Origin of the sequence: Sphaerisporangium krabiense (assembly GCF_014200435.1) — a bacterium.
Classification (GTDB): Bacteria; Actinomycetota; Actinomycetes; order Streptosporangiales; family Streptosporangiaceae; genus Sphaerisporangium; species Sphaerisporangium krabiense.
Genome location: NZ_JACHBR010000001.1, coordinates 32,866 through 55,995 on the forward strand (window position 1 = coordinate 32,866; position 23,130 = coordinate 55,995).

Genomic DNA, 23,130 nt, shown 5'->3' on the forward strand with positions numbered 1-23,130 from the left:
GTCAGAGGGCCTCCGGCCCGCGCTCCCCGGTGCGGACCCGTACGACGGTGTCCACGGGGACCGACCAGACCTTGCCGTCGCCGATCTTGCCGGTCTGGGCCGCCTTGACGATGACGTCGATCACGTCGTCGGCGTCCTCCTCCTCGGCCAGCACCTCCAGGCGCACCTTGGGCACCAGGTCGACCTGGTACTCGGCGCCGCGGTACACCTCCGTGTGGCCGCGCTGGCGGCCGTACCCGCTGGCCTCGCTGACCGTCATGCCCTTGACGCCGAACTGCTCCAGCGCCGCCTTGACGTCGTCGAGCTTGAACGGCTTGATCACCGCCGTGATGAGCCTCATGCCTGCACCTTCTTCGCCGCCGCGTGGACAGGGCCGTTCACGGTGGCGGCGACGCCCGAGGCGTGAACGGAGCCGAGGTCGTAGCCGGTCTCGGCGTGCGTGGTGATGTCGACGCCGGCGACCTCGTCCTCCTGGGGGATCCGGAAGCCCATGGTCTTGTCGATGACCTTCCCGATGATCCAGGCGAGGACGAAAGAGTAGACGCCGACGACGACGGGCCCGGCGATCTGGCGCAGGAGCTGCGTGAGGTCGCCGCCGTAGAACAGGCCCTTGGCCTGCGGCTCGATGAACGGGTAGGCGGCGAAGAAGCCGAGCGAGATCGCGCCGATCGCGCCGCCGACCAGGTGGACGCCGACCACGTCGAGGGAGTCGTCGAAGCCGAGCCGGTACTTCAGGCCGACGGCGTAGGCGCAGACGGCTCCGGCGATGGCGCCGATGACCATGGCGGCCCAGGGGTCCACGAAGCCGCAGGCCGGGGTGATGGCGACGAGGCCGGCGACCGCGCCGGAGGCGACGCCGAGCGTGGTGGAGTGCCCGTCGCGCAGCTTCTCGACGATGATCCAGGCCCCGGCCGCGACGGCGGTCGCCACCTGGGTGTTCATGAAGGCCAGGCCGGTGGTCTGGTCGACGGCGAGCTCGGAGCCGGCGTTGAAGCCGAACCAGCCGAACCACAGCAGGCCGACGCCGAGCAGCACCAGCGTGAGGTTGTGCGGGCGCATCGGGTCCTTGCGCCAGCCGCTCCGCTTGCCGAGCACGAGCGCGAGGGCCAGGCCCGCCGCGCCGGCGTTGACGTGCACGACCGTGCCGCCCGCGAAGTCCTCGATGCCGAGTTGCCCGAGCCAGCCGCCGCCCCACACCCAGTGGGCGACGGGGAAGTAGACGACCGTCGCCCAGACGACCGAGAACACGACCCAGGCGCCGAACTTGGCCCGGTCGGCGATGGCGCCGCTGATCAGGGCGACGGTGATGATGGCGAAGGTGAGCTGGAAGGCCGAGAACACCAGGCTCGGCATGTTGTCGGTGGGCTCCTTGAGCAGGCCCTCGTACACCGAGCCGAACACGCCCTTCAGGCCGATCGCGTCGAGGCCGCCGACGAACTTGTTCAGGATGCCGTCCCCACTGGAGGTGAAGGCGAGCGAGTAGCCGTACAGGACCCAGGCGATGGTCACCGTGACGATGCTGGCGAAGGACATCATCATCATGTTCAGGACGCTCTTGGCCCTGGTCATACCGCCGTAGAAGAACGCGAGGCCCGGCGTCATGAGCAGCACCAGAGCGGTGGCCGCGATCATCCAGGCTGTGGTGCCGCTATCGATCTCCATTCGACGCGACCCTCCTTACAAATGGCGTGAGGCCGATTTCTCCGGCAGTGGGCGCTTCAGGGCTCCATTGACCGGCTGCGCACTGACGTAGGCGAAAGCGTGTTCTTCCGCCGTTTCAGGTCTCGACCAGGCGTGTTTCACGTACGTGAAACTCGCGGACACGGTGTTTCGGCCATGTTTCGGATGGAGTGTCACCCATATTGAGCAGGACCGAAATCGGATGCCGCCGGGCACGCCGAACCCGCAGGGCGGCCTTCTCAGGGCAATGACCTGCGGGCACGCGGCGACCAGCCGCGAAGGCGGTCGCCAAGAGGGGATATGGGGTTGAGCCTGGGCGCGGCTACGCCGCCGTGGCGGCCAGCTTCCTCAGGCGGGCCAGCGCGTCACGCTCGATGCGGCGGGCGCGGTCGCGGCCGATTCCGTACTTCTCGCCGACCTCGGTGAGCGTGTGCTCGCGCCCGTCCACCAGGCCGTAGCGCCAGCGCAGCATCTCGCGGGTCTGGCCCTCCAGCCCGAGCAGCCAGTCCTCCAGGCGCTCGCGCTCCAGCGTGTCCAGGGCCTGCTGCTCGGGGTCGGCCCAGGTCTCGTCGGCGATCATGTCGCCGAGCTCGGTCTCGTCCTCGTCGCCCACGCCGAGCTGGAGCGACACCGGGTCGGAGGCCCAGCGGCGCAGCTCGCGGACCCGCTCGATGGGCAGGTCGAGGATGGTGGCGAGGTCGGAGTCGGTGGGCTCGGCGTCCAGCTCGGCCATCAGGTCGCGCCGCACGCGCATCAGCCGGGTCATCTGCTCACCCGCGTGGGTCGGCAGGCGCACGGGCCTCGCCTGCTCGTGGATGGCGCGGCCCACGGACTGGCGGATCCACCATGTGGCGTAGGTGGAGAACTTGTAGCCCCTGCGGTAGTCGAACTTCTCCACGGCCCTGACCAGGCCCAGGTTCCCCTCCTGGACCAGGTCGATGAGCGGCATGCCGCGCCCGGAGTACTTGCGGGCGACGGCGACGACCAGCCGCAGGTTGGCCTGGATGAACTCGTCCTTGGCCCGCTGCCCCGACACCGCGAGCCGCTCCAGCTCCTCGTCTGTGGCGTCGGACGCCTTCGGCTCGGGCAGCCCGCTGTCCAGGAGCTGCTCGGCGAACAGGCCCGCCTCGATGCGCTTGGCGAGCTCGACCTCCTGCTCCGCGCTGAGAAGCGGCACTCGCCCGATCTCGGCCAGGTAGGTGCCGAGCAGATCCCTCTCGGCGCCCTGCTGCTCCTGCGTCCGATTCCCCGTCGGCATCGCCATTACGATGGCCACCTCGTCTCGCCATGCCCGCTGTATATGCGGATGGAGTCCGCCGCCCCCGGCAGATGGCCGCGCGGCGTCCTCTCCCCCTTGTCTTGCTCAATCAACGACCAGTCCACGGCAAAGATTCCCTAATGGGATACGCCCGGAGAATGGTTTCCAACGTCCTCCTCAGGGAGGAGTCACCCCATCAATCGGGCTACTATCCCCCGCTGAACAGGGACGAAAGCGCTGATTCAGCCGCGCCGAATGCTCAGGCGCGGACGGCGGCGATGGCGTCGGCGAGCAGCGTGCCGACGTCCCCGAGCACGTGCCCGCCCTCGACGACCACGCGCCTGCCCCCGGACACGACGGAGTGGACGTCGGAGGCCGTCGCGCCGAAGACGACGCGGTCCACGGCCGAGGCGACGCCGTCCCCCGCGGTGCGCACCGAGTCCAGCCGCACCGACACCAGGTCCGCACGGGCGCCCGGCACGATGAAGCCCGCGTCGGGACGCCCGAGCGAGGCCTGCCCGGTCATCGTGGCCGCTTCGAGCAGCTCGTCGGCCGTCCAGGCGCCGCGCCTGCCGGTGACCAGGCGCTCGTCCAGCTCGACGGCCCTGGCCTCCTCCAGCAGGTCGATGACGGCGTTGCTGTCGGTGCCGACCGTGACCGGCGAGCCCGCGTCGCGCAGCCTGCGCCCGGGGCCGACGCCGTCGGCGAGGTCGCGCTCGGTGGTCGGGCACAGGCACACGTGGGTGGCCGACCCGCCGAGCAGGGCCACGTCCACGTCGCTGAGGTGGGTGGCGTGCACGGCCGTCGTCCTCGGGCCGAGCACACCGTGCTCGTACAGGACCTGCACGGGCGTCGCGCAGTAGGTGCTCACGCAGTGCTCGTTCTCGGTGCGCCGCTCGGAGACCTGGGTGTGCAGCGGCGCGGCCCTGCGGCGGCCGAAGTCGGCGACGACGGGCATCTGCTCGGGCGGGCAGGCGCGCACCGAATGGACGGCGGCGCCGATCACGACGTCGTCGGCCCCGGAGTACTCCCCCGCCAGGTCGTCGACGCGCCCCGCCCAGCGGTGCGCGTCGCCGTCGCCGAAGCGGAGCTGGGCGCCGTCCAGCGGCGCGCCGATGCCGCCGGTGAGGTAGCAGGCGTCGAGCAGCGTGATGCGGATGCCCGCGTCCCTGGCGCCCTCGATCAGCGCGTGCCCCATCGCGTTCGGGTCGGCGTACGGCCGGCCGCCCTCACCGTGGTGCAGGTAGTGGAACTCCCCGACGCCGGTGATGCCCGCGAGCGCCATCTCGGCGAAGGTCGCGCGGGCGAGGGCCAGGTAGGAGTCGGGGTCGAGGCGGGCGGCGACGGCGTACATGCGCGCGCGCCAGCCCGCGAAGCTCACCGCGCCGGACTGCGCCCGGCCGCGCAGGGCCCGGTGGAAGACGTGGGAGTGGGCGTTCGCCAGGCCGGGCAGCGTCAGCCCCGCCAACCGGATGGCCCCCTTCGGAGGCACGGCCACGCCGGGCGTCACGTCGGCGAACCTGCCGCCCTCGACCCGGACGGCCACGCCCTCGACGGCCTCACCGGGGTGCAGCCAGGCCAGCTCGCACCAATAGGTGACGTCGGACACCCCCTCAATGTCCCAGGGGATAAGTCAAGGCATGTCCATATATGGACTGATTTTTCCTCACATCACCGGGCCGGGCCGGTCGCCGGGCGGATCACCACCTCGGTGACGTGCGCGTCGGCGGGCGCGGTCACCGCCGCGAGCACCTGGCCGGCCACCGACGCGGGCGTCAGGTAGCGCTCGGGCTCGTACGCGCCGCCCTCGTGGTCGCGCACACCGCGCTGCATGTCGGTGGCGATGCGCCCGGGGAAGACGGTGGTGACGCGCAGGCCGTTCTCCTCTTCTTCCAGGCGGAGCGCGTCGGCGAAGGCGCGCAGCGCGAACTTGGAGGCGGCGTAGGCCCCCCAGTCCGCGTTGGCCCGCAGGCCGGCCCCGGAGTTGATCAGCACGACCTGGCCGCGCGCGGCGCGCAGCGCGGGCAGCAGCACCCGGGTCAGCCCGGCCACGGCCGTGACGTTGACGTCGAACGACTCCCGCCACTGCCACGGGGGCGTGTCGGCGATCCGCCCGAGCCTCGCCACACCCGCGCTGTGCACCAGCACGTCCAGCCGGTCGATCCCCTCCACGGCCTCGGCCACCGCCCGATCATCGGTCAGCTCCACCGCCCAGGGACGCGCCCCCAACTCGTCGCACACCGCGCGCAGCGCCGTGCTCTCCCGCCCTCCGAGGATCAGCGCGTGCGTCGGAGCCAGCGCGCGAGCGATCGCGGCCCCGAGCCCGCGCGAACCTCCGGTGACCAGTGCGATGGGTCGTTCGTCCATGCGCGCCAGCCTAGAGGCCGCACCGCGCGCGGCACGCCGGTCGACACGTTCGCCGGGAACGGCGGGAGGGATCGCGCCCGCGCGGGCGTCGAAGAGGCCATCGCCCGCGGGCCGCCGCGGGTCAGGGCCCGAGGAAGGCGTTCGTCTCGTCGGTCATGCGGGTGTACTCGTCGAGGCGGGCGCGGGTGCGGAGTGGTGCCGCCTCGGCCATCGCCTCCAGGAGGAGCATGGCGACGGCCAGGGGCGCGGCGTGCGAGTCGCACACCACGCGCTCGCGCACCGGGGCGGGCAGGACGACGTCGGCGGGGAAGGGGACGTCGGGGCGGTCGGCGATCACGGCGGTGCGGAAGCCCAGCTTGGCGGCGTACTGGAGGGCGTGGACGGCCTCGGACGGGTAGCGGGGCAGCATCACGGCGAGCAGCCACTCCGAGCCCGCGCGGCGGGCGGCGTGCAGGCCGTCGGTGAGCTCGGAGCCGCCGTGCACCAGCGGCCGGACGTCGGGGTGGATGCGCCGGGCGTAGTAGGCGAACGTCGTCACGAGGCCGGAGGACACGCGCAGGCCGAGCACCGGCAGCGGCTCGCACGCGGCGAAGGAGGCGCCGAGCTCCTCGATCCGGTACGCCAGGCCGTCGGCGGCCGTGCCGTGGCCCGCGGCCAGGCGGTCGCGGACCGCGGTCAGGTCGCGGATCTCGCCGTCGATGACCTCGCGCAGGAGACGGGCCGCGCCCGCGTCGGCCTCCCGGGGCGCCTGGCCGTTCTCCGGGGGGCCGTCGCCGGCCACGACGAGGGGACGCAGCGCGTGGCGGAACTCGGGGTATCCGGCGAAGCCCAGGGCCATGGCGAACCGGGTCACCGAGGGCTGGCTCACTCCCGCGCGTTCGGCGAGCTCGACGCTCGACAGGAAGACGGCGTCCGGCAGGTGCTCGCTCAGATAGTGCGCGATGCGCCGTTGGACCGGGGACAGCCGCCTTCCCCGCAGCAGCCGTTCGAGCCCATCCGCCACGTGCCCTCCAGCCCCCGGGGCAGCAACCCCGTGATCGACTCCTCGAACGACGTCCGCGGCGCCCTCCGCGATCGGCGTCCGGGTTCCTCAACGCCGCCGAGGCCGTTCGTCATCCCCGTTCTCTCCCCGTGACCCCCCGATCACCGGCCGGCGTGAATGGTGGCATTCATGCCGAACATCCGAAGCGTACCCGGGCACCTCGAGTACGGCGCACGACCTTCTCCGCGGTGTCCTGTTCAGGGCGGCGACCGCCTGAATATCCAGCGGCGGGCGCCGTTTCGGGCGCACGGACGCCGGACGGCCAGGCGGGCCGAGGGCGCGGGAAAGGGCTCTAAGATCGTCGGTATGGGGGCGACCTTGGTGTGGGTGCACGGGGGTGCGTGGGCGGAGCGGCACGCGAGCGAGCGGTCGCGTGAGATCCTCTCCGCCCATGGGCTGCACGTGGTGACGGCCACGCATCGGCTGAGCGGCGAGGCCACCTGGCCCGCGCAACTGGACGACGTGCGGGAGGCCGCGCGCAAGGCGCGGGCTGAGCGGCCCGGCGCGCCGGTGCTGATCGGCGGCCGGTCATCCGGCGGCCACCTGGCGCTCCAGCTCGGCCTGCGGGGCATCGACGCCGCCGACGACGTGGCGGGCGTGATCGCGATCTCGCCGCCCGTCGACCCGCTCGCCGCCGACTGGCCCGAGGCGCGCGCCTCGGGCAGCCCGTGGACGCGGCTCCTCGGTCACGTCCCCACTCCCTTGGACGACGTCACCGCCGACGCGACTCCCGCCAACCACGTCGGCAACGGCGTCCCTGTCCTGATCGTCCACGGGACCGGCGACACGGTGGTGCCCCCGGCGCAGGCGCTGGACCTGAGCAACGCCCTGCTGGCCTCCGGCCACCCCGTGACGACCTACCTCACCGCCGGCGACCATGACGTCGACCTGACCCGCGACGACGTCAGGACGGTCATCGCGTCGTTCCTCACCACGCTCGCCGCCCCCGCCCTCCCGGTCTGAGCACGGACCTTCCGCTCACCCTCGCCGTCCAGGTCCGCACGCCGCCTTCCTCCCCCTCCACGCACGCCGTCGGGCGGGAGACGAGGCCAGGAGACGGGGTCAGGAGCGGGCGTACTTCTCGCGGATCTCGGCGGCGGTCTCTTTGATGCGGGTCTCGGTCTGCAGAAGCCGGGCCTCGGCCTCCTCGGTGCGGCCCTCGGCGGCCAGGGTGCGGTTCCCGGTGGTCGCGCCGAGCCGCCGCTTGGCCTTGGCCTTCAGCTCGCGCATCTTCCACTTCTCCAGCAGGCCCATCGGCTGTTCGCCTCCGTCACTTCGGTGGTCTGTGCCCCCGCCCACTCCCCTCGGAATCGGAAATGATGCGCGCGGCCACGTCGCCCCAGGTCGTGACGGGTGCCGTGCGGCCGCGGTCGGCGCGCGGCCACGCGGAGGGCAGGTCGTGGCGGCCGGAGACGAACTCCTGGACGGCGATCTTCACCCGGATCACGGGCCGGCGCCAGCGGGTCTCGCGGTGCTCGGCCCTCGCCATCTTGACGGGGTGCGGCCGGCGCGCGCCGGGCGCGAAGAACCAGCGCGCCCAGGGTGACCCGGGGCGTGCGAGCCGAAGGGCCCCCACGACGAGCAGGACCGGCACGAACAGGCCGGCCAGCCCCGTCCAGATCTTGCCCTTGAGCAGCGTCACCACGGCGAGGAACAGGTCGGCGGTCAGCAGCAGCACGGCGGGCCACCGCCCGACCTGGGAGGTGTCGGGCCAGGCGAACGGGCGCATGCCGAGCAGCAGGAGCACGGTCACGGCGACGGCGACGAACACCGCGTCCACCGACGCGCGTCCCTCCTCGGTCCAGTAGACGTCGCGCAGGTGCAGGATCAGGGCGAACTCGTCCAGCACGAGGGCGGCGCCGACGCCGAAGACGCCGGCCGTCAGCGCGTACCAGCCCGAGGAGAGGCCGGCGGCGGCGAGCCCGGCGACCCCGCCGAGAAGCATGAGCACGACGCCGAAGACGACGTGGTGGACATGCACGTCGCCGACGCTGACATTACGGAACCAGCCGATCTTGGCGCGGATGAGCCGGACGTTGACACGCGTGAACACGAACGTGACGATCAGCGCTATCAGGAAGCAGAACATCGGCAGACGGCCTGTGTCGACGATCCGCTGCTGGAACCAGACTCCCACGAGCATCCCCCATCCCCGATGCTACGGTCCCCCTCAGGCGAGGAACGCGCGCAGCAGCGCGGCGGTTCCCTCCAGATGTTCGGCGACGGCCTTTCCGGCGGCGTCGGCGTCGCCGGCGAGGATGGCGTCCACGATGGCGGCGTGCTGGGCGGCGGCGTGGTCGATGTTGGGGCCGAGCACCGGGATGGCGTTGAGCAGATCGGTCACGCGCAGGCGCGCGTCGGCGCAGGTCGCGGCGAGCAGGGGCGAGCCGGTCAGCTCGGCGATCGACAGGTGGAAGGCGGTGTCGAGGCGCCGGTAGTCGGCGGGCGCGGCGTCGTTGACCTCGGCGAGCCGCCGGGTCAGCGTGGCGCGCTGCTCGCCGGTGAGCGTGGCGGAGGCCAGCACCTGCGCGGCGCCGCGCTCGACGGCCATGCGGAAGGTGAGCGCGTCGGCCAGCTCGGCGGGGCCCATGGCGGCGACGGCGCGGCGCAGGTCGCCGTGCCCGGGCAGGGGCGGCTCGTAGAGGACGAACGCCCCGCCGTAGCGTCCGCGCCGCACGTCGAGGTACCCGGCGTCCTGGAGCGCCCTGATGGCCTCGCGCAGCGTGACGCGGCTGATGCCGAGCCGCCCGGCCAGCTCGCGTTCGGGGGGCAGTTTCTGTCCGGTGGGCACGACGCCGAGCTTGATGGCCTGGAGCAGGCGCTCGACGGTCTCTTCGAAGGCGTTGCCCGCCCGCACGGGCCGAAGAACCGCGACGAGCTGCGGCTCCGCCATCACGCCCTCCCCTTCCCCGGTCAATGGTTTGATATTAGTCCATTTGTCGGGACGGCTCGGCGAAACCGTTGACGTGAGGGCGCGGCGGGTGCTTGCATGCGTCCAATGGTCTGATTCCATACTTTTGAAGGAAGGGAGCGCCGTGCTGACCGTCGACGAGCTGCGTGACGACGTCTCCGCCGGCCGCGTGGACACCGTGCTCCTCGCCATCGCCGACATGCAGGGACGACTCCAGGGCAAACGGCTGTCCGCCCGGTACTTCCTGGAGCAGGTCCTGGAGCACGCCGCCGAGGGGTGCGATTACCTTCTCGCCGTGGACGTGGACATGAACACGGTCGACGGGTACGCCATGTCGTCCTGGGAGCGCGGCTACGGCGACTTCGTGATGCGGCCCGACCTGTCCACGCTGCGCCGGGTGCCCTGGCAGGACGGCACGGTGCTGCTGATGGCCGACGTCGTCTGGGAGGACGGCGGCGACGTCGCCGCCTCGCCGCGCCAGATCCTGCGCGCGCAGATCGGACGGCTCGCCGAGCGCGGCTGGAAGGCGTACGTCGGCACCGAGCTGGAGTTCGTCGTCTACCGGGACGGCTACGAGGAGGCCTGGGCGAAGGCGTACCGCGACCTGACCCCGGCGAACCTCTACAACGTCGACTACTCGCTGCTCGGCGGCGCCCGGGTCGAGCCGCTGCTGCGCCGCATCCGGCTCGGCATGGAGGGCGCGGGCATGTACGTCGAGTCCGCCAAGGGCGAGTGCAACCTCGGCCAGCACGAGATCGCCTTCCGGTTCGACGAGGCGCTCGTCACCTGCGACAACCACGGCATCTACAAGAACGGCGCCAAGGAGATCGCCGCCCAGGACGGCATGTCGGTCACCTTCATGGCCAAGCCGAACCACCGCGAGGGCAACTCCTGCCACATCCACATCTCGCTGCGCACCGCCGAGGGCGACCCGGTGATGGCGGGCGACGGCCCGCACGGCCTGTCCAAGGTCGGCGAGCACTTCATCGCGGGCCAGCTCGCCGCGCTGCGCGAGTTCACGCTGCTGTACGCGCCCAACATCAACTCCTACAAGAGGTACGTCCCGGGCAGCTTCGCGCCGACGGCGGTCAAGTGGGGCGTGGACAACCGCACGTGCGCGCTGCGCCTGGTCGGCCACGGCCCCTCGCTGCGCGTGGAGAACCGCGTGCCCGGCGGCGACGTGAACCCCTACCTGGCGGTGTCCGGCATGATCGCGGCCGGGTTGCACGGCATCGAGCACGAGCTGCCGCTGGAGGAGCCCTTCAGTGGGAACGCCTACGCGGCGGGCGCGGAGACCGTGCCGGCGACGCTGCGGGACGCGCTGGCGCTGTGGCGGTCCTCGGAGATCGCCAAGGCCGCGCTCGGCGAGGAGGTCGTCGAGCACTACGCGAACAACGCCCGCGTCGAGCTGGCCGCCTTCGACGCGGCGGTGACCGACTGGGAGATGTTCCGGGGATTCGAGCGGATGTGACCATGAAGATCATCAACCCGGCCACCGAGGACGTCCTGGCGGACGTCGAGCTCGCCGATGTGGCCGAGACCGACCGCGCGGTGGCGCGGGCCAAGGCGGCCTACCCGGCGTGGCGGGAGGTCGCGCCCGGCGACCGGGCGCGCCTGCTGCGCCGCTTCGCCGAACTCGTCGACTCCCACGGCGAGGAACTGGCCCGCCTGGAGGTCGCCAACGCGGGCCACCCGCTCGGCAACGCCCGCTGGGAGGCGGGCAACGTCCGCGACGTGCTGCACTTCTACGCCGGAGCGCCGGAGCGCAACCACGGCAAGCAGATCCCGGTCCCGGGCGGGGTGGACATCACGTTCGCCGAGCCGCTCGGCGTCGTCGGGATCATCGTGCCGTGGAACTTCCCCATGGTGATCATGACGTGGGGCGTCGCCCCGGCGCTCGCCGCGGGCAACACCGTGATCGTGAAGCCGGCCGAGTGGACCCCGCTCACCGCCGCGCGGCTGGCCGAGCTGGCCCTGGAGGCCGGCATCCCCGAGGGGGTGCTCCAGGTCCTGCCCGGCGCGGGCGAGGTCGCGGGGGCCCGCCTCGTCGAGCACCCGGACGTGCGCAAGATCGTGTTCACCGGCTCCACCGAGGTCGGCAGGCGGATCGCCGCGAGCGCGGCGCGGACCGTCAAACGTCTCACGCTGGAGCTCGGCGGCAAGAGCGCCAACGTGGTGTTCGCCGACGCCGACCTGGAGCGGGCCGCCGCGACCGCGCCCTCCGCGGTGTTCGACAACAGCGGGCAGGACTGCTGCGCCCGCTCGCGCGTCCTCGTGCAGCGCCCCGTCCTGGAGGAGTTCCTCGACCGCCTCGGCGCCGCCGTCGCGTCCCTCACCGTGGGCGACCCGCTGGACCCCGGCACCGACCTCGGCCCGCTCATCAGCGCCGAGCACCGCGCGCGGGTGGCCTCGTTCGTCACCGGCACGCCGCGCTTCCAGGGCGCCTGCCCGTCCGGCAAGGGCTTCTGGTTCCCGCCGACCGTGCTCACCCACGAGTCGCTGGACGAGCGCGCGTTCACCGAGGAGATCTTCGGGCCGGTGGTCAGCGTGGTGCCGTTCGACGACGAGGCGGACGCCGTGCGCATCGCCAACGACACCGTGTACGGCCTGTCCGGCTCGATCTGGACGCGGGACGTGGGCCGCGCGCTGCGGACGGCCCGGGCGATCGAGGCGGGCAACCTGTCGGTGAACTCCCACTCCTCGGTGCGGTACTGGACGCCGTTCGGCGGTTTCAAGCAGTCCGGCCTGGGCCGGGAGCTCGGCCCCGACGCGCTGGCCGCGTTCACCGAGACCAAGAACGTCTTCATCGCGCACTGACACGAGGACGATCCAGCGAACGACCCGTCAAGGAGATCTTCACCATGCAGCGACTGCGTGACCGCGTGGCCGTGATCACGGGCGCCGCGGGCGGCATCGGGCTCGCCACGGCCCGCCGCTTCGCCGAGGAGGGCGCCAAGGTGGTCTGCGCCGACGTGGACGAGGCGGCGGGCGCCAAGGCGGCCGAGGAGGTGGGCGGCCTGTTCGTCCGCGCCGACGTCACCAGCGAGGAGGACGTCGCCCGCATGTTCGAGACGGCCTTCGAGACCTACGGCGGCGTGGACATCGCGTTCAACAACGCGGGCATCTCGCCGCCCGACGACGACTCGATCCTGACCACCGGCATCGAGGCGTGGAAGCGGGTCCAGGACGTCAACCTGACCAGCGTCTACCTGTGCTGCAAGCACGTCATCCCGTACATGCGGCGGCAGGGCAAGGGCTCGATCATCAACACCGCGTCGTTCGTGGCGGTCATGGGCTCGGCGACCTCGCAGATCTCCTACACCGCCTCCAAGGGCGGCGTGCTCGCGATGTCCCGCGAGCTCGGCGTGCAGTTCGCCCGCGAGGGCATCCGGGTGAACGCGCTGTGCCCGGGGCCGGTCAACACGCCGCTGCTCCAGGAGCTGTTCGCCAAGGACCCCGAGCGCGCCCAGCGCCGCCTGGTGCACGTCCCGCTCGGGCGGTTCGCCGAGGCGTCCGAGATCGCCGCCGCGGTGGCGTTCCTGGCCTCCGACGACGCGAGCTTCATCACGGGGGCGGAGTTCCTGGTGGACGGCGGCATCTCCGGCGCGTACGTGACCCCGCTGTAGGAGGGCGCCATGACACGGCCGGTCATCGGGATCACCTGCTACGTCGAGCGGGCGTCGTTCACCGTGTGGGACACGCCCGCGGCGCTGCTGCCCTACGACTACGTCGACCGGGTCGCGCGGGCCGGGGGCCAGCCGGTGCTGCTGCCTCCGGCGGGCGACCCGGCGCCGCTGGTGGAGCGGCTGGACGGGATCGTCGTCGCGGGCGGCGGTGACGTGGACCCGTCCCGGTACGGCGAGGAGCCGCACGGCCGCACGAGTCACGTCAGGGAGTTCCGCGACGCGGCGGAGTTCGCGCTGGTCGCCGCGGCGCTGAAGGCGGGCCTGCCGTTCCTCGGCGTCTGCCGCGGCATGCAGGTGCTGAACGTGCACCTCGGCGGCACCCTCCACCAGCACCTCCCCGACCTAGTCGGCCACGACGGCCACGCCCCCGCCCCCGGGCGGTACGGCCACCTGCCCGTGCGCCCGGAGGCGGGCAGCGGGCTGGCGGGCGTCCTCGGCGCCGACCCCGTCCAGACCGCCCACTACCACCACCAGGCGGTCGCCCGACTCGGCGCGGGCCTGGTGGTCGCCGCCACGTCCGAGGACGGCGCCGTCGAGGCGGTGGAGCTGCCGGACCGGCCCTTCGCCCTCGCCGTGCAGTGGCATCCGGAGACCGGCGAGGACATCCGCCTGTTCCGGGCGCTGGTGTCGGCCGCCGCCGTCTGACGTGCCACCCCTGCCGCCACCCCGGCGGGCATGGACAGGCGGGCGTGCGTTGGTAGGGTGGGCGAGAACACCGATGATCCCGTGCGGGAGAGAGTCCTGACATCCGGTCAGGACCCCTGAAGGAGCAAGTCCTCCCCACGAACCTCACAAGGCAAAGGACCGCGCGGGAAAGGTGATCTCTGGAAAGCAGGTCCCCTCCGGGGGCCTCGCCGAAGGTGAAAGTCCGGCAAAACCCGGGCGAAACTCTCAGGCACCGATGACAGAGGGGGAGGATGCTCTCATCCAACCCTGTCTGAGGTGCGCATCATGTCCAGACCCACACCGCTCCGCGAGGTGCACGAGAGCCTCGGCGCGACGCTCACCGACTTCGCCGGCTGGCTGATGCCGTTGCGCTACGGCAGCGAGTCCGCCGAACACAACGCGGTGCGCACGGCCGCCGGGCTGTTCGACCTCTCCCACATGGGCGAGATCTTCGTCACCGGGCCGCAGGCCGCAGACGCCCTCGACCACGCGCTCGTCGGCCACCTGTCCGTCCTTGAGCCGGGCCGCGCCCGCTACACCATGATCTGCGCCGCCGACGGCGGCGTCCTCGACGACCTGATCGTCTACCGGCTGGCCGCGGAGGAGTTCCTCGTCGTCGCCAACGCCTCCAACTACCCCAAGGTCGCCGCCGAGCTGACCGAGCGGACGGCGGGCTTCGAGGCCGCGGTGGAGGACCGCTCCGACCGGTACGGGCTGATCGCCGTACAGGGTCCCCGCTCGCAGGAGATCCTCGCCACGCTCACCGACGCCGACCTGCCCTCGCTGAAGTACTACGCCGGCCTGCCCGCCACGGTCGCCGGGGTGGAGGCCCTCATCGCCCGCACCGGCTACACCGGCGAGGACGGCTTCGAGCTGTTCGTCGCGGCCGGCGACGCCGTCACCCTCTGGCAGGAGGTCACCAAGGCGGGCGACGCGTACGGGCTGCGCCCCGCCGGCCTGTCCGCCCGCGACACGCTCCGGCTCGAAGCCGGCATGCCCCTGTACGGCAACGAGCTGAACGCCGGGCTCACTCCCTTCGACGCGGGCCTCGGCCGCGTCGTACGGTTCGACAAGCCCGGCGACTTCGTCGGCCGCGCGGCCCTCGCGCCGCTGAAGGACATCCCGCCGCGCCGCCGCCTCACCGGGCTCGTCGCGCGGGGCCGCCGAGTGCCACGCCACGGATACCCCGTGGTACGGCTGACTGACGGCACCGTCGTTGGAGAGGTCACCAGCGGCGCACCCTCGCAGTCCCTCGGCAAGCCGATCGCGATGGCCTACGTGGACACGGACGTGTCCGAGGGGCTCGCGGTCGACATCCGTGGAAGCCATGAACCGGTCGACGTGGTTGACCTGCCTTTTTACCGGAGGAGCAAGTGAGCAGCATTCCCGAGGAGCTCAGCTACACCAAGGAGCACGAGTGGATCGCCGGCCTGGAGGACGGCATCACCGTGACCGTGGGCATCACGGCGTACGCCGCCGAGTCGCTGGGTGACGTCGTCTTCGTCCAGCTTCCCGAGGCGGGCGCGACCGTCGAGGCGGGCGACGCCGTGGGCGAGGTCGAGTCCACCAAGTCCGTCAGCGACATCTACGCGCCGGTCAGCGGCGAGGTCGTGGAGGTCAACCAGGTCGTCGTGGACGACCCGTCGCTGGTCAACTCCGACCCCTACGGCGACGGCTGGCTGTTCCGCGTGCGCGTCCAGGACACCCCGGAGGACCTGCTCTCCGCCGAGGAGTACGCCACCGTCACCACCGCGGACTCCTGACCTTCGTTCGTCCTCCCCTGGCGGCTCCGGCGGGCCATCGCTCGCCGGAGCGTCCCTTCTCTCGTCACATGTTCCGAAGGTTCGCCACACACGTTCCGAAGGGCACAGATCAATGGCGATCAGCGTCTTCGACCTGTTCAAAATCGGCATAGGCCCGTCCAGCTCCCACACCGGCGGCCCCATGGCCGCCGCCCACAAGTTCGCCAGGGGACTCAAGCAGGACGGGCTCCTGGAGAAGACCGCCCGTGTCGAGGTGATCCTCTACGGTTCCCTGGGCCTGACCGGCAAAGGCCACGGCAGCGACAAAGCGGTCCTGCTCGGCCTGTCCGGCGAGAAGCCCGAGCTCGTCGACGTGGACACCGTGGACGAGCGGCTCGCCGAGATGCGCGCGTCCGGCACGCTCCGGCTGTTCGGCGCCCAGGAGATCCCGTTCGTCGTCGGCGAGCACTGCGTCTTCGAACGCAAGGTCTCGCTGCCGCACCACCCCAACGGCATGCGGTTCACCGCCTTCTCCCCTGAAGGCGACGTCCTGCGCGAGAAGATCTACTACTCGGTCGGCGGCGGGTTCGTCGTGGACGAGAACGCCACCGGCGCCGACCGCATCAAGGCCGACGACACCGAGCTGCCCCACCCGTTCACCACCGCCGCCGAGCTGCTCAAACAGTGCGCCGACACCGGGCTGTCGATCTCCGGGCTGATGCTGGAGAACGAGAAGGCGTTCGGCCGCACCGAGGCCGACATCCGCGCCGGCCTGCTCAACCTGTGGCAGGTCATGTCCGAGTGCGTCCGGCGCGGCACCACCAAGGAGGGCGTGCTGCCGGGCGGCCTGAAGGTCAAACGGCGCGCCAACCAGATGCTGCGGCGGCTGCAGAGCGAGAGCCCGGAGAAGGACCCTCTGCAGACCATGGACTGGGTCACGCTGTTCGCCCTCGCCGTCAACGAGGAGAACGCGGCCGGGGGACGCATCGTCACCGCCCCCACCAACGGCGCCGCCGGCATCATCCCCGCCGTCCTGACGTACTACGACCGTTTCGTCCCCAACGCCGACGAGGACGGCGTCATCCGCTTCCTGCTCACCGCCGGAGCGATCGGCGTCCTGTTCAAGGAGAACGCCTCGATCTCCGGCGCGGAGGTCGGCTGCCAGGGCGAGGTCGGCTCCGCCTGCTCCATGGCCGCCGCCGGCCTCACCGAGGCCCTCGGCGGCACCCCCGAACAGGTCGAGAACGCCGCCGAGATCGGCATCGAGCACAACCTCGGCCTCACCTGCGACCCCATCGGCGGCCTCGTCCAGATCCCCTGCATCGAACGCAACGCGGTCGCCTCCATCAAGGCCATCACCGCCACCCGCATCGCCCTCCGCGGCGACGGCCGCCACTTCGTCAGCCTCGACAAGGCCATCAAGACCATGCGCGACACCGGCCGCGACATGCTCGACAAGTACAAGGAGACCAGCCGCGGCGGCCTCGCCGTCAACGTCATCGAGTGCTGACCGGCGCTCCCCTCGTCCGGTGACCGGGCGGCCTCCGGTCAGGAGGCCGTCCCCCGGGCGAACCATATGGCCGCGGCGGCGCAGACGGCGGCGGCGAGGAGCAAGGAGAACACCGTGCCTCCAGGGAGGGCGGCCAGGGAGCCCATGGTGGCGACACCGAGGCTGGCGCCGGTCTGGCGGACGGCGTTCAGCAGGCCCCCCGCCGCTCCGGCCGTGCCTGACGGGGCGGCGGCGAGGACGGCGGTGACCAGGGCGGGGAGGGCGAAGGAGACGCCGAAGCCGGTGAGGAGGAGTCCGAGGGCCTGCCAGCCGTAGCCCGCGCCGGCCCAGGACGCCCAGCCGAGTGACGCGCCGCCCGCGGTGAGCAGGCCGAGGCCGGCCAGGATGGGCGGGCGGGGGCCGACGCGGGCCACGATGCGGCCGGTGAGCGGCGGGTTGAGCACGAACGGCAAGGTGAGGGGCAGGAAGGCCAGGCCGCTGGTGACGGCGCTCAGGCCGTGCTCGCGCTGGAACAGCAGCGGCAGGACGAACAGGTTGCCGTTGAGGGCGAAGGTGACCGCCGCGCCCGCCGCCAGCGCCGCCCGCACGCCGCGCCCGCGCAGCAGCCCCCGGTGGAGCACCGGAGCCGTGCTCCGCCGTTCCACGACCGCGAAAACGACGCCCGCCAGAACCGTGGCCGTACCCGAGAGCGCCGCGTGGCCCCAGGAACGCGCGCCGGCGGCGATGAGCGTGTCGGTCAGCAGCGCGAGCGCGGCGCAGACGGCGAGCTGGGCGGGCCAGTGGATGCGCCGGTCGCCGCGCGGGGAGTGAATCGCCCGGCCCGCCGTCAGCGCGAGCACCAGCACCGTGAGCGGCACGTTGACCAGGAAGACGGCCCGCCAGCCCGCCAGGTCCACCAGGAGGCCCCCCGCGACGGGTCCTGCGGCCACCGCCGTCCCGCTGATCGCCGCCCAGGCCGCCACGGCCCGGGTGCGCGCGGCCGGGTCCGGGTACAGCCAGGCGATCAGCGCCATCGAGGCGGGCACACAGGCGGCCCCGGCGGCACCGAGAACGGCCCGCAACGCGACCAGGACCGGCAGGGTCGGAGCTGTCGCCGACAGCAGCGATACCAGTCCGAAGACGACGATCCCGGCGCGGAACACCCGGTGCGCGCCGTAACGGTCGGCGACTGCGCCGGCCGACAGCAGCAGGGCACCGAACACCACGGTGTATCCGGTGGTGGCCCACTGCAGGCCGGCGATCGAGGCGTGCAGAGAGGCGGCGAGGTCCGGCTCGGCGACGGACAACACGGTCATGTCCAGCAACACCATGAAATATCCGAGCGAGATCCCCACCAGGACGATCGGGCGGCGTACCCGCCGTGCCGCCGCGTCCGCGCGGGAGATGACAGTGGTCATGCCGTCCAACTCTGCGGACCTGGGCCAGTCCCCTCCACCGGCCCGGCCGCAGGCGGCGTGCGGAAATTCCGAATGCTTTGCGCGGGATCGTCGTCACCGGTCATGCCGTAACTGTGCGGACCGGGCCGCAGCCCCTTCACCGGCCCGACCGCAGGACCGCATGTGGAAATTCCGAATGGTCTGCGCGGGTTTGTCTTCACATGGAACTACGGCAGTTGCGGACGTTCGAGGCGGTAGCCCGGCACCGGACGGTGACCGACGCCGCCGTCGCCCTGGAACTGTCCCCCTCCAGCGTCTCGGAGCAGATCCGCACCCTGGAGAGGTCGCTGGGGGTGACGCTGTTCGAGCGCACACCCAAGGGCATGCGCCTGACCGAGGCAGGCGAACGGCTGCTGAGCTGGACCGGCCGCCTGCTCGACCAGGCCGAACAAGCACGCAGAGAGGTCACCGGCCACTCCCGCGCACTACGGCTAGGCGCCCTGGAGACGATCGCCGCCACCCACGTACCCGGCGTACTGGCCAGACTCACCGCAAGCCGCCCGGACGCCGACGTTCAGGTGGTCCCGAGTGCGAGCCGCGACGAACTGCTCGCCGCCATGACCGCCGGACGGCTGGACGCCGCGCTGCTGCTCGACACCGGGGACGCCCTGGGGGACCTCGGGTTCGCGGCCCCGCCCGCGCCGCTGACCTTCGTGGACGTCGACATGGTGCCGCTCGCCCTCGTCGCGGCCCCCGGTCACCGCCTGGCAGAAAGCACCCAGGTGGTCCCGGACGACCTCAACGGTGAGCGCCTCCTGGTGAACGTGCCCGCGTGCTCCTTCTGGATGGCCGCCGACAGGATCCTCGGCCCGGGCCCCGAACGCGTGCGGGCGGGCAGCGTCGCGGTGATCCGCGCCTGGGCCGAACAAGGACTCGGCCTCGCGCTCCTGCCGGAGTTCGCGATCTCCGACTCCCTGACGAACGGCACCCTCACCCGGCTTCCTCTAACCACCCCAGATCTGAGTTTGCGCCTCGTCTGGCGCTCCGACCGGGAAACCCTCCCCGGCCTACGCGACCTCCTGTACGCCGCGAGCGCGTGACACGTGCGGATCAGTCCCCTCACCGACCGAGGGGACTGACCACGGCCAGCACTTCACTTAGAGAAAGCGCCGCGCTTGAAACCGATCAAGAAGGCGTACCACTCACCCGGCGTGACCGTTAGGACAGGGTGTTTCGGAAGCTTGCTGTCCCGGATCCCGACGAGGCCCGGGATGTTCGAGGCCACCTCGACGCACTCGCCTGAGTCACTGCTGAAGCTGCTCTTGCGCCATTGTGCGCGGTCAAGATCATGCGCCAATCAGGTTCACCGCCTTCGGGAGGTGATGGGCGGACAGACTCAGATAGAGATGACGTCGTGCTTGAGACCGGTCAGGAAGACCGTCCACTCACCTGGGCTGACCGTTACCACGGGGTTGCTCGGAAGCTTGCTGTCTCGGACACCGATGAGGCCAGGGACGTTTGAAGCCACCTCGACACACTGGCCCGCGTCGCCGCTGAAGCTGCTCTTGCGCCACTGTGCACCCTGAAGGTCATGAGCCAATTCGGTTCACCGCTTCCTCTATGAGTCGGAGTGACTCTTTGAACGGTACGGCCTCCGCCCGGATTGCGTCATACTTCCGGATCAGATCAGTGATCAGAGCACGGTCATCGAAGGTCCGTCCGACCGGTTGAGCATCCGAATATGCCGCGTAAGACGATCCGTTTCTCTCTGCGATGATGAACCCTCCCATGAGACCGCAATGAGGTCGTGCCGCATAGGGGACGACTTGGATCGTCACCTGAGGGTGCTCGGCCATCTCTAGCAAATATCCCAGTTGCTCGCGCATGATCCCGGCACCCCCGATGGGGTGTGTGATCACATCTTCATCGATGAGGAAGTTGAGGTCAGGCGGCTTGTCCTGATACAGACGCGCCTGTCGCTGCATACGGTTCGTCACACGCTCTTCGAGTTCTTCGTCAGTGACGCCAGGCCAAGTGGCCAGGATCTCGCGGGCGTACGCCCTTGTCTGGAGAAGGCCCGGGATGATCAGCGGCTCCCAGTTGCGCAGACCCGTGGCGTACTCTTCCTCCTCTAGCCACGGGCGGAGGTATTCGGGGGCCTTGTGCCAGGTGGTGGCCATGTAGAGGCGGAGCATGGTGCCGTCTAGGGCGAAGGTACGGTCGCAGAGTTCGGCGAACTGTCTCGACGGGGGGCGCTTGGCGCGCTCGACCAAGTTGATCATGGAGTCGGAGTAGCCGAGGCGCTCGGCCAGTTGGCGCTGGCTCATGTGCGCCGCCTCGCGGTGGCGGCGCAACTCGAAGGCGAAGAGGGCTCTCGGGGACTCGTGCGGGTCTATCTCTTTGTCGGGGGACAAATTGCACCTACCCATCCAAGTCAAACGTTTTAAGCTGCTCGCTTCGAATTCCCCACAGAATCGCTGACAGAGTTGGTGGACACGACGTGTGCCCGTTCCAACACACATCGTAGTCGCCGTCGGGCAGCATCGGAGAGGAATTCCAGGAATCACAGGACGGCAATGCCGTCGTTGGGAGGAGTTTCGGCAGCACCGTCAGACGAAAAGGCCGGCAATCGAACCAGCCCTGGGTGTGTACCACCGAGGGCCTAGAATCCTTGCGCCGACCGCCGACCCCATCCCCATCATTTCGCACGGGCAATCCGGCGATATTAGTTCCGCGCGCTTCCGCACTGCCCCGTTCGATGGACGCGCACTTCTGGGGTGGGCTAACGGCGAGCGACCACGACAGACCCGCACGGGTGGGCTCAACACACCTCAACCGGCAAAGCAGCCACCCAATGGATGGTGATGCTCGGGTACGGGGTGTGGAGTGAGCAGCTTCGGGACTGGAAGAGGGGTGGGAGCCCACCCGTGCGGGACCGCCCTGGCGGGCCGCCGTTAGCCCACCCAACAAGTTGGCACCATTAGAACGCCGACGGACCCAAACCGACGGCCCCAAAGGGCCGACATTTTCCGCAGGCTCCGCACAGCTGTTCCGCGCGCTTCCGCACCGCCCCGTCCGATGGACGTTCAGCTCTGGGGTGGGCTAACGGCGAGCAACCACGGCGAACCCGCGCGGGTGGGCTCAACACACCTCAACCAACTCAATAGTCACCAAATACCGATGGGCACCGGTTATGGGTGTGGAGTCCAAGAGGTTGAGATTGGAAGAGGTCCGGGAGCCCACCCGTGCGGGACCGCCCTGGTCGGCCGCCGTTATCCCACCCAGATGTGCGCGCCAATAGAGCCCAGGCACACAACGCACCGCTGGAAACGCCGTCAGGCACAAGACGCTGACGCCGGGCTCATCCGAGGCGGTCCAGCCAGGAGAAGAAGGGAGGGAAGACTCGCCGGGCCGCGTAGTCGGAGAGCATGCCGTGGCCCTCGTTCTCGATGGCGATCCATTGCGAGCCGGACGGGAGGTCGTCCAGGTGGGTGCGGACGGCCTCGGCGGGGATGCGCGGGTCTCGCTCGCCGTGGGCGATGAAGTGTGGGACGGCGGCGAACGGGTCGTGGGCCGCGAAGCGGCCGGCTGCCGTCCGTAGGAAGGCCTTGACCTGTGGATACCCGGACCCGGCGAGATCTGAGGGATGTAGGAAGCCGCCGAGCAGGAACACGCCGCGTACCTCGGCGGCGATCCGGGCGACACGGCTCGCCAGGTAGCCCCCGTAACTCATCCCGCCGACCACGACGGGGCCGATCGCGGTGCGGCGCAGCACGCTGAGCGCGTCGTCCGCGTCGTCCACTCCGTAGCGTTCGGGCAGCGGGGCGCGGACGGCGGGGTCGATGAGCCCGCTGCCGCGCAGGTTCGGCTGGACGACGCGCCAGCCGGCCAGTGCCAGGGACTCGGCGAACGGCGACCACGTCGCCAGGTTCGACCCGTTCGGGCCGCCGTGCAGCAGCAGCACGGTGCCACGCGCCTGGCCGGGAGGGTCGCGCAGCAGGGTGGGCAGGGGGCAGTGCGACCCCTCGAAGACGGTGCTGACGGCGGAGGGCAGGCCGCCGGGACCCGGCGGGACGGGGCTCAGCCGGATCTGTTCCCCGGCGGCCAGCCGCCCCGCCTCGACCAGTTCGAGCCGGCGCGGCTGCCCGGCGGAGGTCCAGCTCAGGCCGACGAGGTCGCCGTCGGCCCGCACGTCGTCCACCACGATCTGGGCGGGCTCCACCAGGCGGCGCAGCGTTCCCGAGCGCACGTCCCAGGCGTGCGGGACGCGGCCCGGCCATGCTTCCAGGACCACGACGACCTCGTGCTCGGACAGCCACGGCCCGGCGGAGGTCACCGGGCCGTCCCAGTGCGTGACGCCGTCGCGGTCCACGCACACGACCCGGCGAGCCCTGCCCTGGCGGAGCAGCAGGGCGATCCGGTCGTGGCCGGGGAGCGCGGGCACGACGCACTCGGCCGTCGCTCCGGGGGGCAGCCGCACCTCCCCGGCGACCGGGTGCGCGACGGCCCGCCCGTCGGCGGTCAGGACCGCGCGCGGCCCGGCGTGCTCCGGTTCCGCGCGGACGCCGGTCAGCGGTATCGGCAGGCTGCTCGCCTGCTCGGCCGCCAGGTCCTGGAACACCTCGGCGACCAGGCGCCCTCCGGTCCACTCCGGGCGGGAGTTCCACCGGGACCCGCTGGTGAGCCTGGTCCAGCGGCCGTCCGCGAGCAGCGCGAGGTGGCGATCGGACCAGGCATCGGTGCTGACGACCGGCCCGGCGGGGGTGAGCGCGAACGCCGGGCGTGCGGCGTCGAGCTGTGCCCGCCGGAACGGGGCGGGCAGCGAGCCGGTGATCTCCGGCGACCGGTCCGGCAGGGGAACGACGTCCGGCGTCATGGTCTTCCTCCCCCGT

At 71.3% G+C, this 23,130-nt stretch carries 23 protein-coding genes and 2 riboswitches; of the genes, 9 read left to right on the plus strand and 14 right to left on the minus strand.

The genetic code is table 11. The annotated features are described in order from the left end of the window. Position 1 precedes the first annotated feature (1 nt). From BJ981_RS00145 to BJ981_RS00170, 6 genes are all read right to left on the minus strand, one after another. A complete protein-coding gene (locus tag BJ981_RS00145) occupies positions 2–340 on the minus strand; it encodes a P-II family nitrogen regulator (RefSeq protein WP_184607719.1) in 339 nt (112 codons plus the stop codon). Continuing rightward, a complete protein-coding gene (locus BJ981_RS00150) occupies positions 337–1,662 on the minus strand; it encodes an ammonium transporter (protein WP_184607720.1) in 1,326 nt (441 codons plus the stop codon). The genes BJ981_RS00145 and BJ981_RS00150 overlap by 4 nt, the downstream gene beginning before the upstream one ends. Positions 1,663–2,002: 340 nt before the next feature. After that, positions 2,003–2,938 (minus strand): sigma-70 family RNA polymerase sigma factor, encoded by a 936-nt coding sequence (locus tag BJ981_RS00155; RefSeq protein WP_239139182.1) that lies wholly within the window; start codon positions 2,936–2,938, stop codon positions 2,003–2,005. A gap of 259 nt (positions 2,939–3,197) precedes the next feature. Continuing rightward, entirely contained in the window at positions 3,198–4,547 is a 1,350-nt protein-coding gene (locus BJ981_RS00160) for a formimidoylglutamate deiminase (protein WP_184607722.1), read from the minus strand. A 62-nt stretch (positions 4,548–4,609) separates the two neighbouring features. After that, positions 4,610–5,305 (minus strand): SDR family oxidoreductase, encoded by a 696-nt coding sequence (locus BJ981_RS00165; RefSeq protein ID WP_184607723.1) that lies wholly within the window; start codon positions 5,303–5,305, stop codon positions 4,610–4,612. 121 nt (positions 5,306–5,426) lie between these two features. Next, on the minus strand, positions 5,427–6,308 hold the full coding sequence (locus BJ981_RS00170) for a MurR/RpiR family transcriptional regulator (RefSeq protein WP_275422295.1): 882 nt from the start codon (positions 6,306–6,308) through the stop codon (positions 5,427–5,429). Between the two features lie 345 nt (positions 6,309–6,653). Here BJ981_RS00170 and BJ981_RS00175 point away from each other — a divergent pair, with 345 nt between their 5' ends. Next, positions 6,654–7,310: an alpha/beta hydrolase gene (locus tag BJ981_RS00175; protein WP_184607724.1), complete on the plus strand. Its 657-nt coding sequence runs from the start codon at positions 6,654–6,656 to the stop codon at positions 7,308–7,310. Between the two features lie 99 nt (positions 7,311–7,409). On the opposite strand, the gene BJ981_RS00180 is transcribed toward BJ981_RS00175, so the two are convergent. Genes BJ981_RS00180 through BJ981_RS00190 form a run of 3 tightly spaced genes read right to left on the minus strand, consistent with a single transcriptional unit; the run spans position 7,410 to position 9,240 of the window. Beyond that, a complete protein-coding gene (locus BJ981_RS00180) occupies positions 7,410–7,601 on the minus strand; it encodes a CsbD family protein (RefSeq protein WP_184607725.1) in 192 nt (63 codons plus the stop codon). Between the two features lie 16 nt (positions 7,602–7,617). Beyond that, the gene (locus tag BJ981_RS00185; protein WP_260324594.1) at positions 7,618–8,490 is read right to left on the minus strand and encodes a hypothetical protein; all 873 of its coding nucleotides are present in this window, start codon (positions 8,488–8,490) and stop codon (positions 7,618–7,620) included. A 27-nt stretch (positions 8,491–8,517) separates the two neighbouring features. Beyond that, complete coding sequence (locus BJ981_RS00190; protein ID WP_184607726.1) at positions 8,518–9,240, minus strand: FadR/GntR family transcriptional regulator; 723 nt, start codon at positions 9,238–9,240, stop codon at positions 8,518–8,520. Between the two features lie 145 nt (positions 9,241–9,385). Between BJ981_RS00190 and BJ981_RS00195 the strand changes: the two genes are divergently transcribed. From BJ981_RS00195 to BJ981_RS00225, 7 genes are all read left to right on the plus strand, one after another. Next, a complete protein-coding gene (locus tag BJ981_RS00195; RefSeq protein ID WP_184615393.1) occupies positions 9,386–10,729 on the plus strand; it encodes a glutamine synthetase family protein in 1,344 nt (447 codons plus the stop codon). Positions 10,730–10,731: 2 nt separating this feature from the next. Then, positions 10,732–12,075 (plus strand): aldehyde dehydrogenase family protein, encoded by a 1,344-nt coding sequence (locus BJ981_RS00200; protein ID WP_184607727.1) that lies wholly within the window; start codon positions 10,732–10,734, stop codon positions 12,073–12,075. 44 nt (positions 12,076–12,119) lie between these two features. Next, positions 12,120–12,884 (plus strand): 3-oxoacyl-ACP reductase, encoded by a 765-nt coding sequence (locus BJ981_RS00205; protein ID WP_184607728.1) that lies wholly within the window; start codon positions 12,120–12,122, stop codon positions 12,882–12,884. Between the two features lie 9 nt (positions 12,885–12,893). Continuing rightward, positions 12,894–13,589, plus strand: a complete 696-nt coding sequence (locus BJ981_RS00210) for a gamma-glutamyl-gamma-aminobutyrate hydrolase family protein (RefSeq protein ID WP_184607729.1) — start codon at positions 12,894–12,896, stop codon at positions 13,587–13,589. 74 nt (positions 13,590–13,663) lie between these two features. Beyond that, positions 13,664–13,761: riboswitch (glycine riboswitch) on the plus strand. After that, a riboswitch (glycine riboswitch) is annotated at positions 13,762–13,862 on the plus strand. It begins immediately after the preceding riboswitch. Between the two features lie 33 nt (positions 13,863–13,895). Continuing rightward, positions 13,896–14,987 (plus strand): glycine cleavage system aminomethyltransferase GcvT, encoded by a 1,092-nt coding sequence (gene gcvT / locus BJ981_RS00215; RefSeq protein ID WP_184607730.1) that lies wholly within the window; start codon positions 13,896–13,898, stop codon positions 14,985–14,987. Then, a complete protein-coding gene (gene gcvH / locus BJ981_RS00220; protein WP_184607731.1) occupies positions 14,984–15,373 on the plus strand; it encodes a glycine cleavage system protein GcvH in 390 nt (129 codons plus the stop codon). Before gcvT ends, gcvH begins: the two co-directional genes overlap by 4 nt. 112 nt (positions 15,374–15,485) lie before the next feature. Beyond that, positions 15,486–16,862, plus strand: a complete 1,377-nt coding sequence (locus tag BJ981_RS00225) for an L-serine ammonia-lyase (RefSeq protein WP_184607732.1) — start codon at positions 15,486–15,488, stop codon at positions 16,860–16,862. Positions 16,863–16,900: 38 nt separating this feature from the next. Here the strand turns inward: BJ981_RS00225 and BJ981_RS00230 are convergent, their stop codons facing one another. After that, entirely contained in the window at positions 16,901–18,259 is a 1,359-nt protein-coding gene (locus tag BJ981_RS00230; RefSeq protein ID WP_184607733.1) for an MFS transporter, read from the minus strand. A gap of 215 nt (positions 18,260–18,474) precedes the next feature. On the opposite strand from BJ981_RS00230, the gene BJ981_RS00235 reads away from it, so the two are divergent. Continuing rightward, positions 18,475–19,338: a LysR family transcriptional regulator gene (locus BJ981_RS00235; RefSeq protein WP_260324595.1), complete on the plus strand. Its 864-nt coding sequence runs from the start codon at positions 18,475–18,477 to the stop codon at positions 19,336–19,338. 53 nt (positions 19,339–19,391) lie between these two features. On the opposite strand, the gene BJ981_RS00240 is transcribed toward BJ981_RS00235, so the two are convergent. From BJ981_RS00240 to BJ981_RS00255, 4 genes are all read right to left on the minus strand, one after another. After that, positions 19,392–19,595: a DUF397 domain-containing protein gene (locus BJ981_RS00240; RefSeq protein WP_184607735.1), complete on the minus strand. Its 204-nt coding sequence runs from the start codon at positions 19,593–19,595 to the stop codon at positions 19,392–19,394. A 39-nt stretch (positions 19,596–19,634) separates the two neighbouring features. Further along, positions 19,635–19,838 carry a DUF397 domain-containing protein gene (locus BJ981_RS00245; protein WP_184607736.1) on the minus strand — a complete coding sequence of 68 codons (204 nt, stop codon included), beginning with the start codon at positions 19,836–19,838 and terminating at the stop codon, positions 19,635–19,637. Next, complete coding sequence (locus tag BJ981_RS00250; protein WP_184607737.1) at positions 19,828–20,652, minus strand: helix-turn-helix domain-containing protein; 825 nt, start codon at positions 20,650–20,652, stop codon at positions 19,828–19,830. The genes BJ981_RS00245 and BJ981_RS00250 overlap by 11 nt, the downstream gene beginning before the upstream one ends. 947 nt (positions 20,653–21,599) lie before the next feature. Then, positions 21,600–23,114: an alpha/beta hydrolase gene (locus tag BJ981_RS00255; protein WP_184607738.1), complete on the minus strand. Its 1,515-nt coding sequence runs from the start codon at positions 23,112–23,114 to the stop codon at positions 21,600–21,602. Positions 23,115–23,130: the final 16 nt, after the last annotated feature.

Excerpts from the sequence above, each read along its gene's own strand:
- BJ981_RS00145 (WP_184607719.1), bottom strand. The coding sequence starts at position 340 with ATGAGGCTCATCACGGCGGTGATCAAGCCGTTCAAGCTCGACGACGTC.
- BJ981_RS00150 (WP_184607720.1), bottom strand. The coding sequence starts at position 1,662 with ATGGAGATCGATAGCGGCACCACAGCCTGGATGATCGCGGCCACCGCT.
- BJ981_RS00155 (WP_239139182.1), bottom strand. The coding sequence starts at position 2,938 with ATGCCGACGGGGAATCGGACGCAGGAGCAGCAGGGCGCCGAGAGGGAT.
- BJ981_RS00165 (WP_184607723.1), bottom strand. The coding sequence starts at position 5,305 with ATGGACGAACGACCCATCGCACTGGTCACCGGAGGTTCGCGCGGGCTC.
- BJ981_RS00175 (WP_184607724.1), top strand. The coding sequence starts at position 6,654 with ATGGGGGCGACCTTGGTGTGGGTGCACGGGGGTGCGTGGGCGGAGCGG.
- BJ981_RS00180 (WP_184607725.1), bottom strand. The coding sequence starts at position 7,601 with ATGGGCCTGCTGGAGAAGTGGAAGATGCGCGAGCTGAAGGCCAAGGCC.
- BJ981_RS00185 (WP_260324594.1), bottom strand. The coding sequence starts at position 8,490 with ATGCTCGTGGGAGTCTGGTTCCAGCAGCGGATCGTCGACACAGGCCGT.
- BJ981_RS00190 (WP_184607726.1), bottom strand. The coding sequence starts at position 9,240 with ATGGCGGAGCCGCAGCTCGTCGCGGTTCTTCGGCCCGTGCGGGCGGGC.
- BJ981_RS00200 (WP_184607727.1), top strand. The coding sequence starts at position 10,732 with ATGAAGATCATCAACCCGGCCACCGAGGACGTCCTGGCGGACGTCGAG.
- BJ981_RS00205 (WP_184607728.1), top strand. The coding sequence starts at position 12,120 with ATGCAGCGACTGCGTGACCGCGTGGCCGTGATCACGGGCGCCGCGGGC.
- BJ981_RS00210 (WP_184607729.1), top strand. The coding sequence starts at position 12,894 with ATGACACGGCCGGTCATCGGGATCACCTGCTACGTCGAGCGGGCGTCG.
- gcvT (WP_184607730.1), top strand. The coding sequence starts at position 13,896 with ATGTCCAGACCCACACCGCTCCGCGAGGTGCACGAGAGCCTCGGCGCG.
- BJ981_RS00225 (WP_184607732.1), top strand. The coding sequence starts at position 15,486 with ATGGCGATCAGCGTCTTCGACCTGTTCAAAATCGGCATAGGCCCGTCC.
- BJ981_RS00230 (WP_184607733.1), bottom strand. The coding sequence starts at position 18,259 with ATGACCACTGTCATCTCCCGCGCGGACGCGGCGGCACGGCGGGTACGC.
- BJ981_RS00255 (WP_184607738.1), bottom strand. The coding sequence starts at position 23,114 with ATGACGCCGGACGTCGTTCCCCTGCCGGACCGGTCGCCGGAGATCACC.